General features: G+C 70.5%; 16 protein-coding genes. 9 read left to right on the plus strand and 7 right to left on the minus strand.

The window, feature by feature from the left end; genetic code table 11:
* The first annotated feature begins 16 nt into the window (after positions 1-16).
* Both ACIREE_RS02295 and ACIREE_RS02300 read left to right on the plus strand, forming a co-directional pair.
* Positions 17-574 carry a sugar O-acetyltransferase gene (locus ACIREE_RS02295; protein WP_404145328.1) on the plus strand — a complete coding sequence of 186 codons (558 nt, stop codon included), beginning with the start codon at positions 17-19 and terminating at the stop codon, positions 572-574.
* On the plus strand, positions 571-1488 hold the full coding sequence (locus ACIREE_RS02300; protein ID WP_404145006.1) for a hypothetical protein: 918 nt from the start codon (positions 571-573) through the stop codon (positions 1486-1488). The genes ACIREE_RS02295 and ACIREE_RS02300 overlap by 4 nt, the downstream gene beginning before the upstream one ends.
* Positions 1489-1490: 2 nt before the next feature.
* Here the strand turns inward: ACIREE_RS02300 and ACIREE_RS02305 are convergent, their stop codons facing one another.
* Positions 1491-2318: a hypothetical protein gene (locus ACIREE_RS02305; protein WP_404145008.1), complete on the minus strand. Its 828-nt coding sequence runs from the start codon at positions 2316-2318 to the stop codon at positions 1491-1493.
* Between the two features lie 156 nt (positions 2319-2474).
* Here ACIREE_RS02305 and ACIREE_RS02310 point away from each other — a divergent pair, with 156 nt between their 5' ends.
* Positions 2475-3257, plus strand: coding sequence for an ATP-grasp domain-containing protein (locus ACIREE_RS02310; protein WP_404145010.1), 783 nt, complete (start codon positions 2475-2477; stop codon positions 3255-3257).
* Positions 3258-3431: 174 nt separating this feature from the next.
* Here ACIREE_RS02310 and sodN read toward each other — a convergent pair whose 3' ends face one another.
* The gene (gene sodN, locus ACIREE_RS02315) at positions 3432-3827 is read right to left on the minus strand and encodes a superoxide dismutase, Ni (protein WP_404145012.1); all 396 of its coding nucleotides are present in this window, start codon (positions 3825-3827) and stop codon (positions 3432-3434) included.
* A 157-nt stretch (positions 3828-3984) separates the two neighbouring features.
* On the opposite strand from sodN, the gene sodX reads away from it, so the two are divergent.
* Complete coding sequence (gene sodX / locus ACIREE_RS02320) at positions 3985-4428, plus strand: nickel-type superoxide dismutase maturation protease (protein WP_404145014.1); 444 nt, start codon at positions 3985-3987, stop codon at positions 4426-4428.
* On the opposite strand, the gene ACIREE_RS02325 is transcribed toward sodX, so the two are convergent.
* Entirely contained in the window at positions 4332-4961 is a 630-nt protein-coding gene (locus ACIREE_RS02325) for a CGNR zinc finger domain-containing protein (protein ID WP_404145016.1), read from the minus strand. The two genes, sodX and ACIREE_RS02325, sit on opposite strands and share 97 nt — an antisense overlap.
* A gap of 118 nt (positions 4962-5079) precedes the next feature.
* Between ACIREE_RS02325 and ACIREE_RS02330 the strand changes: the two genes are divergently transcribed.
* Positions 5080-5889, plus strand: a complete 810-nt coding sequence (locus tag ACIREE_RS02330; protein ID WP_404145018.1) for a class I SAM-dependent methyltransferase — start codon at positions 5080-5082, stop codon at positions 5887-5889.
* Positions 5890-6143: 254 nt separating this feature from the next.
* On the opposite strand, the gene ACIREE_RS02335 is transcribed toward ACIREE_RS02330, so the two are convergent.
* Genes ACIREE_RS02335 through ACIREE_RS02345 form a run of 3 tightly spaced genes read right to left on the minus strand, consistent with a single transcriptional unit; the run spans position 6144 to position 8886 of the window.
* Positions 6144-6896, minus strand: coding sequence for an amino acid ABC transporter ATP-binding protein (locus ACIREE_RS02335; RefSeq protein WP_404145331.1), 753 nt, complete (start codon positions 6894-6896; stop codon positions 6144-6146).
* 26 nt (positions 6897-6922) lie between these two features.
* Positions 6923-7855: an amino acid ABC transporter permease gene (locus ACIREE_RS02340; RefSeq protein WP_404145020.1), complete on the minus strand. Its 933-nt coding sequence runs from the start codon at positions 7853-7855 to the stop codon at positions 6923-6925.
* A gap of 53 nt (positions 7856-7908) precedes the next feature.
* On the minus strand, positions 7909-8886 hold the full coding sequence (locus ACIREE_RS02345) for an ABC transporter substrate-binding protein (protein ID WP_404145022.1): 978 nt from the start codon (positions 8884-8886) through the stop codon (positions 7909-7911).
* A gap of 572 nt (positions 8887-9458) precedes the next feature.
* Between ACIREE_RS02345 and ACIREE_RS02350 the strand changes: the two genes are divergently transcribed.
* The 4 genes from ACIREE_RS02350 (at position 9459) to ACIREE_RS02365 (ending at position 12733) form a co-directional block, all read left to right on the plus strand.
* Positions 9459-10682, plus strand: a complete 1224-nt coding sequence (locus ACIREE_RS02350; protein ID WP_404145024.1) for an NADP-dependent malic enzyme — start codon at positions 9459-9461, stop codon at positions 10680-10682.
* 178 nt (positions 10683-10860) lie between these two features.
* Positions 10861-11823, plus strand: coding sequence for a zinc-binding dehydrogenase (locus tag ACIREE_RS02355; RefSeq protein WP_404145026.1), 963 nt, complete (start codon positions 10861-10863; stop codon positions 11821-11823).
* Positions 11824-11966: 143 nt separating this feature from the next.
* Positions 11967-12176, plus strand: a complete 210-nt coding sequence (locus ACIREE_RS02360) for a helix-turn-helix domain-containing protein (RefSeq protein WP_363196008.1) — start codon at positions 11967-11969, stop codon at positions 12174-12176.
* Positions 12176-12733: a Clp protease N-terminal domain-containing protein gene (locus ACIREE_RS02365; protein ID WP_404145334.1), complete on the plus strand. Its 558-nt coding sequence runs from the start codon at positions 12176-12178 to the stop codon at positions 12731-12733. Before ACIREE_RS02360 ends, ACIREE_RS02365 begins: the two co-directional genes overlap by 1 nt.
* 170 nt (positions 12734-12903) lie before the next feature.
* On the opposite strand, the gene ACIREE_RS02370 is transcribed toward ACIREE_RS02365, so the two are convergent.
* A complete protein-coding gene (locus ACIREE_RS02370; protein WP_404145028.1) occupies positions 12904-13962 on the minus strand; it encodes a helix-turn-helix transcriptional regulator in 1059 nt (352 codons plus the stop codon).
* Position 13963: the final 1 nt, after the last annotated feature.

Here is a 13963-nt window from a genome sequence, read left to right on the forward strand (position 1 = left end):
TAGCCAGAAGGAGCGCATGCTCGCCGGTGACCTCTACATCGCCGACGATCCCGGCCTCGAAGCCGACGCGCTGCGCGGCGCCCGGCTGGCCGAGCGTTACAACGCGAGCAGCGTCACCGACCTGCCCGCGCGCGGCGCCCTCCTGCGTGAACTGCTCGGCGAGGTCGGCGCGGACGTCGTGGTGCGGCCGCCGCTCTCCGTCGACTACGGGCAGTACATCAGCATCGGCGCGCGGACGTTCGTCAACTGCGGGGCCGTCATGCTGGACGTGGCGCCGATCCGGATCGGCGAGGACGTGCAGATCGGCCCGAACGTCCAACTGCTCACCCCCACGCACCCGGTCGACCCCGCACCGCGGCGCGCGAAGTGGGAGGCGGCGCGGCCCATCACCCTCGGCGGCAACGTGTGGCTGGGCGGCGGCGTCATCGTCTGCCCCGGCGTCACGATCGGCGCGAACACGGTCGTGGGCGCGGGTTCCGTCGTCACCCGCGACCTGCCGCCGGACGTCGTCGCGGTGGGCAACCCGGCGCGGGTCGTGCGCAAGATCGGGGAGTCCGGGGAGTCCGGGGAGTGAGTCGCCGGGGGGTGGTGTGTGTGGTCGTGGGGGCGGTGGTGTTCGGGTTCGCCGGGGGCGACGGAGTTGCCGGCGGGCATGCGAAGGCCTGGGCGGACGGTACGCCCGTCGTGTGGTCGGAGGACGAGATGCCCGAACTGCCGCTGGACCGCTACGAGTTCGGCGCGACCGACCAGAAGACGTACGACCGGATGGGGTCCGCGACGCAACTGCTCACCCAGCGCTGCATGGTGCGACACGGCTTCGCCGACTTCCCGCGGGACCCGAAGTTCCCGGGCATGGCCACCGCGTACACGTCCGCGATGGTCGCCGTGAGTACGGGGCCGGTCGGCCCCTGGGACCTGGGGAAGGCGAGCCGCTGGGGGTACGGCTGGGACCCGGCGAAGAAGTTCCGCGCGCCCGAGCCCGCAGGGCGGGAGATGACGACGGAGGAATCCGCCGTCTACTACGGCGATCGGCAGAGCGAGCGCAGCGGCTGCTCCGGGGAGGCGTACACGCGTATCGAGCGGGGGGTGCGGGACAGGGAGCGTATGTGGACGTACGTCTCCAGGCGCACCGAGGCCGTACGCAAGCAGGCCGACCGGGACCCGACGATGCGCCGCGCCTACAAGGCGTGGGCGGACTGCGTGGTCGACAAGGGCTTCAAGCGGTACGCCGATCCCGTGCAGGCCTTCGGCGACAAGGCGTGGCGGCGCGGCCAGGACGGCAACACCACCCGCGGGAAACGGGAGTTGGGCACGGCCGTCGCCGATATCGCATGCAAGCGCGCCCACAACACGGGCGGGGTGTGGTGGACGGTGGCGCGACGCCTCCAGCGGCATGAACTGGCCCTGCACCGCGCCGAGTTCGAGGCGGTGCGCACGGACGGGGACCGGCTGCTCGCCAATGTGCGGGCGGTGCTGGAGACGACCTGAGGCTAACGAGTGACGGCTCCGCGCACCGATTCGGCCATCGCCGCCACGAACGCGTCCCGCGTCGCCTCGTCCAGCAGGTCCAGCGAGAGATACGGGTTGAGGTCCTCCAGCTCCACGAGCAGCAGGCCTCCCTCCGGGGTGCGGCACGCGTCGACGCGCTGGATGCCGTGCGGGAGGGTGTTCCACTCGATGAAACGCCGGGCGAACTCCCGGTCGGCGGCGGTGGGTTCGTACGGGCGCAGCTCCCAGCGGCGTTTCGGATCCGGGGCGTACAGGGCGTACTGGAGCGCGTCGTCGACGAAGTAGAAGGAGACCTCGTACTGGAAGTCGATGTGCGGCTGGACCAAGAGACCATCGGAGTAGGGGAGTTCGGGCAACTCGGCCTGCCGCACGACGCGTAGGCCTATCGCGTCGGCGCCCCGCTTCGGCTTCGCCACGTACGCCTCGGCGGCGGGCAGCCGGTCCAGGTCCGAGACGCGGTCGGCGGTCGGGATCACCGGGTACCCGGCGGTGGTCAGGTCCAGGAGGTACTGCTTGCCCGCCATGTCGGCGCGGCCGGTCAGCGGGTTGTAGACGTTCGTGCCCCGCTCCAGCGCCTGCGCACGGAACGCGTCGTACGCGTCCTGGTAGCCGAGCACGGGCCCGCTGTTGCGTACGACGACCACGTCGGAGCCGTCCATGAGCGCGGCCGCGTCCTGGGGGTGGCACAGGGCGAGGTCGAATGCGGCGCGGAGCCGGGAGGTGAGGAAGATGTCCTCGTCGCAGTAGCGGCGGCCGCGGGCCTCGTAGGCCAGGTCGGTCACGTAGAGGACACGGGGGCGGCGGGACACTGCGGGACTCCTGGGTGCGGGGCGGGCGGGGCCGGGGCGTCTCCCAGTGTCCCTGATCACCGGATGGCGAATAATGGGCCCCGAGCCCGTGAGTCCCCGGGGTAACGGTCACCGATCCCGGTTCCTTGGTCACTGATCCCTGATTTCATGGCGGCCATGGCCCCCGACTTCCTCGCCGTCACCCCGCATGCGACCCCCACCCGTGAGCTGCTCGCGGGCGCGGCGAGGCGGCGCGGCCTGGCCGTGGAGGAACTGTCGGTGCCCGACGGGGCGGCGTCGCTGCGAGGGCGTACCGGTGGGCACTATTACGGCGGTCCGGCGTTCGCGGGACGCGTCGTCGACGACCTGGGCGTGGCCCTGCTGGAGCCGTCGGACAGCTGGCTGACGGACCTGCCCCGCGCCTTCACCGGCCGCGCGATCACCGCCGCCACGATGGCCGAGGCCCGCGCCCTGGTCGGCCCGGCCTTCGTGAAACCGCCGACCGACAAGTCCTTCCCGGCCGCGGTGTACGCCGACGGGGGCGCGCTCCCGGACGATCCGGCGCCGGGCACGCCGGTCCAGATCGGCGAGGTGGTCACCTGGGCCGCGGAGTTCCGGCTCTTCGTCCTGGACGGCGAGGTCCGCACGGGTTCGCAGTACGCGTCGCACGGCGGGCTCGACGCCCGCCCCCTCACCGGCCACCGGCACGAGACGGGCGCCCTGGGCTTCACCGCCCGGCTGCTGGCGGATCACGGGGAGACGCTGCCGAGCGGGGTGGTGCTCGACATCGGTCTCATCGGTGAGCGGTGGGCGGTCGTCGAGGCGAACATGGCGTGGTTCAGCAGCTGTTACGCGGCCGACCCGGACGCGGCTCTCGATGTCGTGCTGCGCTCGGCGGGGCCCGCGGAGCGGATCGGGGGCCGGGACCGGGTGTTCCGGCGGCGGACTCCGCCCACGTGACGCGTCTACGCACGCCGAAGTCACGCACTCTGCGCATGCCGAAGGGGCCCGGCCGAGTTCGTCGGCCGGGCCCCTTCAGGTGGTCCGGGGCCCGCGAGGGTGCACCGCTCGCCGGTCGCCGGAACCAGTGTTCATCAGACCTGGATCAGGAAAACCTGATCAGGAAGGCTTGGATCAGGCCTTCTTGGTCTCCCAGAAGATCTTGTCGATCTGGGCGATGTAGTCCAGCGCCTTCTGGCCCGTGGCCGGGTCCGACGAGCCCTTGGCGGCCGAGAGGGCCTTGAGGGTGTCGTTGACCAGCTGGTGCAGCTCCGGGTACTTCTCGAAGTGCGGCGGCTTGAAGTAGTCGCTCCACAGCACCGAGACGTGGTGCTTGGCGAGCTCGGCGCGCTGCTCCTTGATGACGATGGCGCGCGTCTGGAACGCCGCGTCGTCGTTGCCGGCCATCTTGTCCTGGACGGCCTTGACCGACTCGGCCTCGATGCGGGCCTGGGCCGGGTCGTACACGCCGCAGGGGAGGTCGCAGTGAGCGCTGGCCTTCACCTTGGGGGCGAACAGGCGGGAAAGCATGTTGCGGTCCTTCCTCGTGATCGTCTTCTCGGATGCGACATTACTCCGTGGAGGACGGGTTTTCGCGGGTGCCCCCGGGGGCTTAGGCCAAAAGTCCTGGGTGACACCAGGACTGGTGGAGGATGGTACGGCGGACGGAAACCGGGGAGGTTGTCTGATGCCGGAGGCGATCGAGGAAGTGCGCGAGGCGAAGATGCCGTTTCAGATCATCGAGGTGGACGGCCCGTCCATGGTGCCGACCCTGTACCACGGTGACTGGATGCTGGTGCAGTACGGCGCCCGGGTGCGCTCGGGCGACGTGGTCGTGCTGCGGCATCCGTTGCAGCAGGACCTGTTGGTCGTGAAGCGGATCGCCGAGCGGCGCGAGGGCGGCTGGTGGGTGCTCGCGGACAACCCCGGGGCCGGCGGCGACAGCACCGTGTACGGGGTCGTACCGGACGAGCTGGTGCTCGCCAAGGTCCGCGGCCGGCTGCGGCGGCGCAGGCCGTGGGCCGAGGGCGAGGGTCAGCGGTCCGTGCCGGCCGTGCTGTCCTGGGCCTTCCGCTCGGTGCGTCCCGTGCTCTCCGACCGGTCCGCCTCCAAGCGCTTGCGGGCGCGGTAGGCGGCGACGTTGGCGCGGGTCGCGCAGCGGTCCGAGCAGTAGCGCCGGGAGCGGTTCGTGGAGGTGTCCAGGTAGGCGTTGCGGCACGGGGCCGCCTCGCACAGGCCGAGGCGGTCCACGCCGTACTCGGTGAGGTGGAAGGCGAGCCCCATGGAGGCGATGGCGGCGTAGCCCGCCGTCGCGTTGGACGGGTGGTCGGCCAGGTGCATGTGCCACAGCGGGCGGCCGTCGTCGTCGCGGTGGTTGTGGCCGGAGATCTGCGGGCTCACCGGGAACTCAAGCAGGAGCGAGTTGAGCAGGTTCACCGCGAGTTCCTCGTCGCCGCCGTCGGCCGCCTCGAACACCGCGCGCAGGCGGCCCCGGACGCTTCGGAAGCGGGTCAGGTCGGCGTCGGCCGCGCGGCGGGCCGCCTCCTGGTTGGCGCCGAACAGACCGCGCACCGCGTCCACGGAGGTCAGGCTGTCCTTGCCGCGACCCGGCTCCTCGGTGTTGACGAGCCGCACCGCGTAGTCCGAGTAATAGGCCAGTTCCACTTGTAGTCCTTACCGGGGCCATCTATGGTCATGGACGAGCGAGGGTAATGCTCGCTTTGGCTTTCAGGGTATTACGCACCGTGGCTCGCGGTGCCGACCGTGCCGCCGGGAGGGCTTCATGACCGAGACCGCCGCCACTACCGATGATCGTGGCAACACCGACCGTGCCCATACCGACGGTGCCCATACCGACTGGCGTGCCTGGCAGGACAGCTGGGACCGGCAGCAGGAGTGGTACATGCCCGACCGCGAGGAGCGGTTCCGGGTGATGCTCGACATGGTCGAGGCGTGCGTGGGCCGTGCGCCCCGCGTTCTCGACCTCGCGTGCGGCACCGGCAGCATCACCGATCGGCTGCTCACGCGCTTCCCGGAGGCCACCAGCGTCGGCGTCGACCTGGACCCGGCCCTGCTCGCCATCGCGCGCGGCACCTTCGACGGGGACGAGCGCGTCACCTTCGTGACGGCCGACCTCAAGGACCCGCGGTGGACGGAGGCGCTGCCGCATGACTCGTACGATGCCGTACTCACCGCCACCGCCTTGCACTGGCTGCACTCCGCACCTCTCGCGACGCTCTACGGGCAACTCGCCGGCCTCGTCCGCGACGGCGGCGTCTTCATGAATGCGGACCACATGATCGACCAGGCGACGCCGCGGATCAACGCGGCCGAGCGCGCGCTTCGCCATGCGGGGATGGACGCGGCGAAGGCGAGCGGGGCGCTCGACTGGGCCGAGTGGTGGGCGCTGGCCGCAAAGGACCCGGTCCTGGCCGGTCCGACCGCGAAGCGGTACGAGATCTATGGGGAGCATGCCGACGGGGACATGCCGTCCGTGGCCTGGCATGCGGAGACGCTGCGCGGGGCTGGGTTCGGGGAGGCGCGGGCGGTGTGGTCCTCGCCGTCCGATGCGGTGGTGCTCGCGCTGAAGTGACGTTGCGCGTCTGCCGGGTGAGGGTCTCGTCGCCGGGTGCGGGCCCGGTGGGGGCAGAGCGCGCAGTTCCCCGCGCTCCTGGAGGCATGCGGCTCCGCCGCGCCTCCAGGAGGAGATGCCGCACGAAGTGCGCATCTCAGGGGCGCGGGGAACTGCGCGACCAGCCACGACGAGACCCGAGGTCGGCGACGAGCCCAGAAAAGGGGGCGCCCGGGGTTGCAGACCCCGGGCGCCCTCTTTTCCCGCCGAAAAAGTCAGAGCACCTTCGACAAGAACGACTGCGTCCGCTCGTGCTGCGGGTTCGTCAGGACATCGCGCGGGTGGCCCGATTCGACCACCACGCCCTCGTCCATGAAGACGAGGCTGTCGCCGACCTCGCGCGCGAAGCCCATCTCGTGCGTGACGACGATCATCGTCATGCCGGACTCGGCGAGGTCGCGCATGACGTCGAGGACGTCGCCGACCAGCTCGGGGTCGAGCGCCGACGTCGGCTCGTCGAACAGCATCAGCTTCGGGTCCATCGCGAGCGCGCGGGCGATCGCCACGCGCTGCTGCTGGCCGCCGGAGAGCTGCGAGGGGTAGTTCTTCGCCCGGTCGGCGAGCCCTACGCGTTCGAGGAGCTGGCCGGCCCGCTCCCGGGCCTGCGCCTTGGACACGCCCTTGACCTGGACGGGCGCCTCCATGACGTTCTCCAGGGCCGTCATGTGCGGGAAGAGGTTGAAGCGCTGGAAGACCATGCCGATGTCCCGGCGCTTCAGGGCGACTTCGCTGTCCCGCAGCTCGTAGAGCTTGTCGCCCTTCTGGCGATATCCGACCAGCTCTCCATCCACGTAGAGCCGTCCGGAGTTGATCTTCTCCAGGTGGTTGATGCAGCGCAGGAACGTCGACTTGCCCGAGCCCGAGGGGCCGATGAGGCAGAACACCTCGCTCTGCTTGACCTCCAGGTCGATGCCCTTGAGGACCTCGACGCTGCCGAAGGACTTGTGCACGCCCTCGGACTTGACCATGGCGGCGGTCGCGGTGTCGGTGGTGGTCACGCCGTGCCTCCGTTCGGGCGGCCGACGACGGTGCGCAGGCGTTGCAGCGGGGTCGGGGGCAGCGCGCGGGACGTGCCGCGCGCGTAGTACCGCTCGACGTAGTACTGGCCGACGCTGAAGATCGAGGTGAGGACCAGGTACCAGGCGGCGGCCAGGAAGTACATCTCCACCGTGGAGGCGGAGGCCTGGCCGATGTCCGATGCCACCTTGAACAGGTCGAGGAACTGGACCGCCGAGACGAGCGAGGTCGTCTTCAGCATGTTGATGACCTCGTTGCCCGTGGGCGGCACGATCACGCGCATCGCCTGCGGGATGACGATGCGGCGCAGGGTCTTGGCGTGGCTCATGCCGAGCGCGTGCGCGGCCTCGGTCTGGCCCTCGTCGACGGCGAGCAGGCCGGAGCGGCAGATCTCCGCCATGTACGCCGCTTCGTTGAGCCCGAGCCCGAGCAGGGCGGTCAGCAGCGGGGTCATGAACGAGGACCAGTAGTCCTTGTAGATGAAGCCGAGGTTGATGTACTCGAAGACCAGGCCCAGGTTGAACCAGATGAAGAGCTGGACCAGGACCGGGGTGCCGCGGAAGAACCAGATGTAGAACCAGGCGATGGTGCTGGTCACCGGGTTCTTCGACATCCGCATCACGGCGAGCACGATGCCGCCGACGACACCGATGGCCATGGACAGGACGGTCAGTTCGAGCGTCTTCCACACACCGGTGACGATCCGGTCGTTGAAGAAGAAGTCGGGGATCGTGCCCCACTCGATCTTGCCTTGCGAGAAGGCGTAGACGATGCCGCAGAGCAGCGCGATGGCGATGACCGCGGACACGTAGCGGCCGGGGTGCCGGACCGGGATGGCCTTGATGGCCTCCGCCCCGGTGCCGGCGGGCGCGGAGCCGGCCGGCTCGTTCGCCTTGTTGAGGGAAGTCATGGGTGGTGGTGCCTTTCAGAGCCCGTCAGAGTGCAGGACAGGGGTGACAGGGGTCAGGAACCACCGTTGATCTTCGCCTCGGTGACGGCGCCGTCCATGACGCCCCACTTCGAGATGATCTTCTCGTACTCGCCGCTCTTGATGATCGCGGTCATCGCCGCCTGCAGCGCGTCCCGCAGCTGCGTGCTGTCCTTGGCGACGGCGATGCCGTAGGGGCCCGCCTCGACCTGGTCGCCGACGATCTCGAAGTACTTGCCGCCGCCCGACTTCTTCACCGAGTAGGCGGTGATCGGGTAGTCGGCGGAGACGACATCGGCGCCCTTGGAGCGCATCCGGGTCTCGGCCTCGGGGTTGGTGGCGAAGTCCTCGACCTTGAGGGCCTTCTTGCCGTCCTTCGCGCACTTCTCCGCCTGGTCCTTGGCGAGGTCCTGGGAGAAGGTCGCGGTCTGCACGGCGATCGTCTTGCCGCACAGGTCGTCCCAGGTCTTGATCCCCTGGTCGTCGCCCTTGTTCGTGTAGAGCGAGACGCCCGCGGTGAAGTAGTCGACGAAGTCGACGCCCTTGCCGACCTTCTTGCCGGTGTCGCTGTCGATGCCCTGCTGACGGTCCTTGGTGTCCGTCATGGCCGACATGGCGATGTCGTAGCGCTTGGAGGCCAGACCACCCACGAGGTCGGCGAACTTGCCGTTCTGGAAGTTGAACGTCACGCCGAGCTGCTTGCCGAGGGCCGCCGCGATGTCCGGGTCGATGCCGACGGCCTTGCCCGCGTCGTCCTTGTACTCGACCGGCGCGTAGGCGATGTCGGAGCCGACGTTGATGACGCCCTTGTCGCGGATGGCCTGGGGGAGCTTGTCGGCGAGCGGCGCGGACTTCGAAGAGGTGGTCCCGGAGGAGGAGTCGGAGTCCTTCGACTTCGTCTGGTCGCCGCAGCCGGTCAGCAGCAGAGTGCCGGCGACCGCGATCGCGCCGACCGCGGCTATCCGGGACTTCGCGGACTTCGCGGTCGTACGACGGGTGGTGCTTGCGGTCATGGTGGGGTCCTCCGGCAGGGTGGGTGGGTGCCGTGTCGGTCGCCTCGCACACACCTTCGGGTGTTGCGACCTCGCGGGATGACGGCATCTTGCCATTCGGACGGACGCGTTCAGGGGCTCGGCGATGTCAAAATCGGATAACGGGTCTGCCAAGACCCCCAACATGACGGCACATCACGGTGCATGGGACGGCGCTGAGGCCGCATCATCTGCGGGCCTGCCGTCCGACGGCGGAAGATTCTCCGGTGAACTGTCCGCTGTCTCACCATTCGGGCCGACTTCCTCCCGCGCTCCAGCGCGACTCGACGACTTGTCCTCATATTCGGCTATGAGTCATGTCACCGGGCCGTGATCGATCACGTATGGGGTCGTCCGCACCACGGTCCGTCGGGTAAGAAGGTTCTTTACACCCCTCATCCGGGGCTCAGGGCGCGCGTGCGGCGCGCCCGTCGCGTATGCGCCCGTACAGCGGTTCACAAACGGGACCGACCGGTGCATATGCGGTGCCCGCCCGCTCCTCAACCAGGAGCGGACACCCTCAACTGATGTTTAAGACTTAAGGGGTAAGACAAGTGGCAGCGGAGATCGTCAATCCTCGCAGCGACAGCAGTACCGGCAACGAAGGCGGCAGTGAGTTCGCCGACTCCTTCGATCCGGCCTTCGCGCTGCACCGCGGCGGCAAGATGGCCGTGCAGGCCACCGTGCCGATCCGGGACAAGGACGACCTGTCCCTGGCGTACACGCCCGGCGTCGCGAAGGTGTGCAGCGCGATCGCCGAGCAGCCGGAACTCGTCCACGACTACACGTGGAAGTCGAGTGTCGTGGCCGTGGTCACCGACGGCACGGCCGTGCTCGGACTCGGCGACATCGGTCCCGAGGCGTCCCTCCCGGTGATGGAGGGCAAGGCCATTCTCTTCAAGCAGTTCGGCGGCGTGGACGCGGTGCCGATCGCGCTCGCGACGACCGACGTCGACGAGATCGTCGACACCGTGGTGCGGCTCGCCCCGTCCTTCGGCGGCGTCAACCTGGAGGACATCTCGGCGCCGCGCTGCTTCGAGATCGAGCGCAGGCTCCAGGAGAAGCTCGACATCCCGGTCTTCCACGACGACCAGCACGGCACGGCCGTGGTGACGCTGGCCGCGCTGAAGAACGCGGCCCGGCTCAGCCGGCGCACGCTCGGTGAGCTGCGGGCGGTGATCTCGGGCGCCGGTGCGGCGGGCGTGGCGATCGCCAAGTTCCTCCTCGAGGCAGGCCTCGGCGATGTCGCGGTCACCGACCGCAAGGGCATCGTCAGCAGGGACCGCGAGGACCTCACGGCGGTCAAGCGCGAGCTGGCCGAGATCACGAACAAGGTCGGTCTGTCCGGTTCGCTGGAGGACGCGCTGGCCGGCGCCGACGTCTACATCGGTGTCTCCGGCGGTACGGTCCCCGAGCCCGCGGTCGCCTCGATGGCGCCGGGTGCCTTCGTCTTCGCGATGGCCAACCCGAACCCCGAGGTGCACCCCGACATCGCCCACAAGTACGCGGCCGTGGTCGCGACCGGGCGCTCGGACTTCCCGAACCAGATCAACAACGTGCTGGCGTTCCCCGGGATCTTCGCGGGCGCGCTGCAGGTGCGGGCCTCGCGGATCACCGAGACGATGAAGATCGCGGCCGCGGAGGCGCTGGCCGCCGTGGTGGGCGACGACTTGTCCGCCGAGTACGTCATCCCGTCGCCGTTCGACGAGCGGGTCGCTCCGGCGGTGACGGCCGCTGTCGCCGCGGCTGCCCGGGCCGAGGGCGTCGCGCGACGCTGAGTGCCGCTTCTTGCCGGTGCCGGTGCTTGTGCCTGTGCTCGCGCTTGTGCCTGTGCTGTTCTGTTCCGCTGGTTGAGGCCCCGCTTCCGTGGGGCCTTTTCCGTGCGCTCCGCCAGGGGACGTGTGTCACAGCCGGAGGTGGTTCCCCGGCTCGTGCGCGGCGCCTATCGTCAAGGTCATGTTCGCCGCCTACGCAGCCCGCATCGACCGTGACCAGCCGCTCGACGGACTGGAGTTGGGGGAGCGGCCCGCCCCCGAGAACCGGCCCGGCTGGACCACCGTGAACGTCAAGGCCGCCTCCCTCAACCACCACGACCTGTGGTCCCTGCGCGGGGTCGGGCTCGGCGAGGAGGCGCTGCCGATGATCCTGGGCTGCGACGCCGCCGGGGTCGACAGCGACGGCAACGAGGTCGTACTGCACTCCGTCATCGGGCAGAGCGGCTACGGGGTCGGGCCCCGCGAAGGCCGCTCCATCCTCACCGAGAAGTACCAGGGCACGTTCGCCGAGCAGGTCACCGTGCCCGAGTGGAACGTGCTGCCCAAGCCGAAGGAACTCTCCTTCGAGGAAGCCGCGTGCCTGCCGACCGCGTGGCTGACCGCGTACCGGATGCTCTTCACCAACGCCAATGTCCGGCCGGGTGATTCGGTGCTCGTGCAGGGTGCGGGCGGCGGTGTCGCCACGGCCGCGATCGTGCTCGGCAAGGCGGCGGGGCTGCGCGTCTTCGCCACCAGCCGGGACGAGGCCAAGCGCAAGCGGGCCCTGGAGCTGGGCGCCGTCGAGGCCGTGGAGGCGGGGGCGCGGCTGTCGCAGCGGGTGGACGCGGTGATCGAGACGGTGGGCGCGGCCACGTGGTCGCACTCGGTCAAGTCCCTGAAGCCGGGCGGCACTCTGGTCATCTCGGGCGCCACCAGCGGGCCCAGCCCGAAGTCCGCCGAGCTGAACCGCATCTTCTTCCTGGAGCTGAAGGTCGTCGGCTCGACCATGGGGACCAAGGACGAGCTGGAGGATCTGCTGTCCTTCTGCGCCGCGACCGGGGTGCGGCCCGTCATCGACGAGGTGCTGCCGCTGGACCGGGCCCGCGAGGGGCTCCAGAAGATGGCCGGCGGCGAGCTGTTCGGGAAGATCGTGCTGACCGTCTGACCGCGTGACCGTCTGAGAGCGGGCGGGACGAGCTGAGGGGAAGGGGCGCTGCGGCGCCCCTTTTTCGTGCCTGCCCCCGCCGCCCGGGGCCCGCCGCGTCAACGACCGTTGACATGATCGGCGTGTCAACCTACATTGACAGTATGACCGAGGCAACGGATCTCGCCGAGCAGGCGGGCGCCCGCGACCCGCGCGTAGGGCTGCGGTCGGTCGCCGCGCTGCGGCGACTGCTCGAGCAACTGGAAGCGGTACAGGTGCGCAGTGCGCGCAATCAGGGCTGGTCGTGGCAGGAGATCGCGGCCGAGCTGGGAGTCAGCCGACAGGCCGTGCACAAGAAGTACGGGAGGCGATGATGTTCGAGCGGTTCACCAGGGGCGCCCGGGACGTGGTCAAGGGCGCCGTCACGTACGCGGAACGCGAACGGGCCCCACAGATCGACTCGGGCCACCTCCTCCTCGCGATCCTCGACGCCCGGGGGACCCGGGGCTCCTTCGCCCTGGGCGCGCTCGGCATGGACGCCGAGGGGAAGCGGGCGTCGGTCGGGGAGGCGCTGCTCGCCGCGCGCCGCCGGGCGGGCCTGACACAGGCGGACGCCGAGGCCCTCGCAGGGCTCGGCATCGACGTGGACGAGGTCGTCTCGCGGGTCGAAGAGGCCCATGGCGTCGGTGCGCTGAGCGGTGGGCGGCGGTTCGGCGGGCGGCGCCCCTTCGCCAAGGAGGCCAAGGGGGTCCTGGAGTCGTCCCTGCGCATGGCCCTCGCCCACCACGACCGCGCGATCGGCGACGAACACCTCCTCCTCGCCCTCGCCTCCCGCCCCGGCACCCCGGCCGAGGTGCTCGCCGGGCACGGGGTGACCGTGCCGACGGTGGAGCGGGTGCTGTACGGGGGCGGGGAGGCGGCGGCCGGCTGAGCGGTGCCCGGCCCGGGGGCCAGGCCCGGGTGCAGGTCCTGACTCCGAGCTGACTCCGGGCTGGGGCCCGGCTGGGGCCGGGCGGGACCGGGTCGCCCCGGGTCGGCCCCGCCCCGCCCCGGGCCGGCCCGCCCCGGGTCGGCCCCAGTCCGTAGGGAGGCCGCCGTGGGTCACTCCTTCGGGGCTCGCAGTGACGCCGTGATGTGTGCGGCCGCCTCCGACAAGTGGTGGCGGGTCGTGCGGAGTTGTTCGTCGGAGACGCCGTGGTCGCGGGCCGTGTCCCGGATGTCGTCGCGGAACCGGTCCAGCAGGCGGTCCAGGTCGCGGGCCGGGTCGCCGGTGGAGTCCTCCGCCGCCCACGCCGGGGCGTACTCGGCGGGTACCGCGTCCGACGCGGGGCGGTACACGGGCTCCGCGGGGGCCGGCCGGCCGGTGTCCGAGGACTCCTTGCCCGGCCCGGCGCCGAAGTCCTTGGCGAAGTCCTTGCCGAACGTCTTGCCGAACTCGCCGAATTCCTTGGCCAGTTCGGACAGGCCCTCGCGCATGCCCGTCGGCCAGTCGCCCCGCGTGAAGTGGTCCTGCACCTGGTCCTGGACGCGCTTGGCCATCCGCTGCAGCTCGTCCTGCGCCTGTTCCCGCACCTTGTCCTGGGTCTCCTTGGCCTGGCGGCGCGCCCGCTGGGCCTCCTCGCGGGCCCGGCGGCTCTCGTCCTTCGCGCGCCGCGCCTGCTCCTTCCACTCCTGCTTGGCCCGGCGGAGCTCCTCCTTCGCCGTGCGCCAGGACTCCTTGTCGGTGAAGTCCTTGAGGTCGTCCAGGCCCGGCGCCGGACCTGGACGGGTGCCGCGCGCCTGGGACGTGGCCGCGCGCACCTCGCGGCGCAGATCGCCCGCCGCCCCCCGCACGTCGTCCCGGATCTCGGCGGCCAACTCGGCCACCGACTCGCGGATCTCCAGCTCCAGGTCGGCCAACTCGCCGCTGCGATCGGCCAGTTCGGCCCGGCCCGCGTCGGTGATCGCGTACACCTTCCGGCCGCCCTCGGTCGTGTGGGTGACGAGCCCCTCCGACTCCAGCTTGGCCAGGCGCGGGTAGACGGTGCCCGCCGAGGGCGCGTACAGCCCCTGGAAGCGCTCCTCCAGGAGGCGGATCACCTCGTAACCGTGGCGGGGGGCCTCGTCGAGCAGCTTGAGGAGGTAGAGGCGCAGACGGCCGTGGGCGAAGACGGGAGGCATG

Origin of the sequence: Streptomyces sp. NPDC102467 (genome assembly GCF_044765445.1) — a bacterium.
Lineage (GTDB): Bacteria > Actinomycetota > Actinomycetes > Streptomycetales > Streptomycetaceae > Streptomyces.

Coding starts and splice junctions, on each gene's coding strand:
- ACIREE_RS02345 (WP_404145022.1), bottom strand. CDS start 8,886: ATGACCGCAAGCACCACCCGTCGTACGACCGCGAAGTCCGCGAAGTCC.
- ACIREE_RS02340 (WP_404145020.1), bottom strand. CDS start 7,855: ATGACTTCCCTCAACAAGGCGAACGAGCCGGCCGGCTCCGCGCCCGCC.
- ACIREE_RS02335 (WP_404145331.1), bottom strand. CDS start 6,896: ATGGTCAAGTCCGAGGGCGTGCACAAGTCCTTCGGCAGCGTCGAGGTC.
- ACIREE_RS02355 (WP_404145026.1), top strand. CDS start 10,861: ATGTTCGCCGCCTACGCAGCCCGCATCGACCGTGACCAGCCGCTCGAC.
- sodN (WP_404145012.1), bottom strand. CDS start 3,827: ATGCTTTCCCGCCTGTTCGCCCCCAAGGTGAAGGCCAGCGCTCACTGC.
- ACIREE_RS02295 (WP_404145328.1), top strand. CDS start 17: ATGCTCGCCGGTGACCTCTACATCGCCGACGATCCCGGCCTCGAAGCC.
- ACIREE_RS02310 (WP_404145010.1), top strand. CDS start 2,475: ATGGCCCCCGACTTCCTCGCCGTCACCCCGCATGCGACCCCCACCCGT.
- ACIREE_RS02330 (WP_404145018.1), top strand. CDS start 5,080: ATGACCGAGACCGCCGCCACTACCGATGATCGTGGCAACACCGACCGT.
- ACIREE_RS02365 (WP_404145334.1), top strand. CDS start 12,176: ATGTTCGAGCGGTTCACCAGGGGCGCCCGGGACGTGGTCAAGGGCGCC.
- sodX (WP_404145014.1), top strand. CDS start 3,985: ATGCCGGAGGCGATCGAGGAAGTGCGCGAGGCGAAGATGCCGTTTCAG.
- ACIREE_RS02370 (WP_404145028.1), bottom strand. CDS start 13,962: ATGCCTCCCGTCTTCGCCCACGGCCGTCTGCGCCTCTACCTCCTCAAG.
- ACIREE_RS02360 (WP_363196008.1), top strand. CDS start 11,967: ATGACCGAGGCAACGGATCTCGCCGAGCAGGCGGGCGCCCGCGACCCG.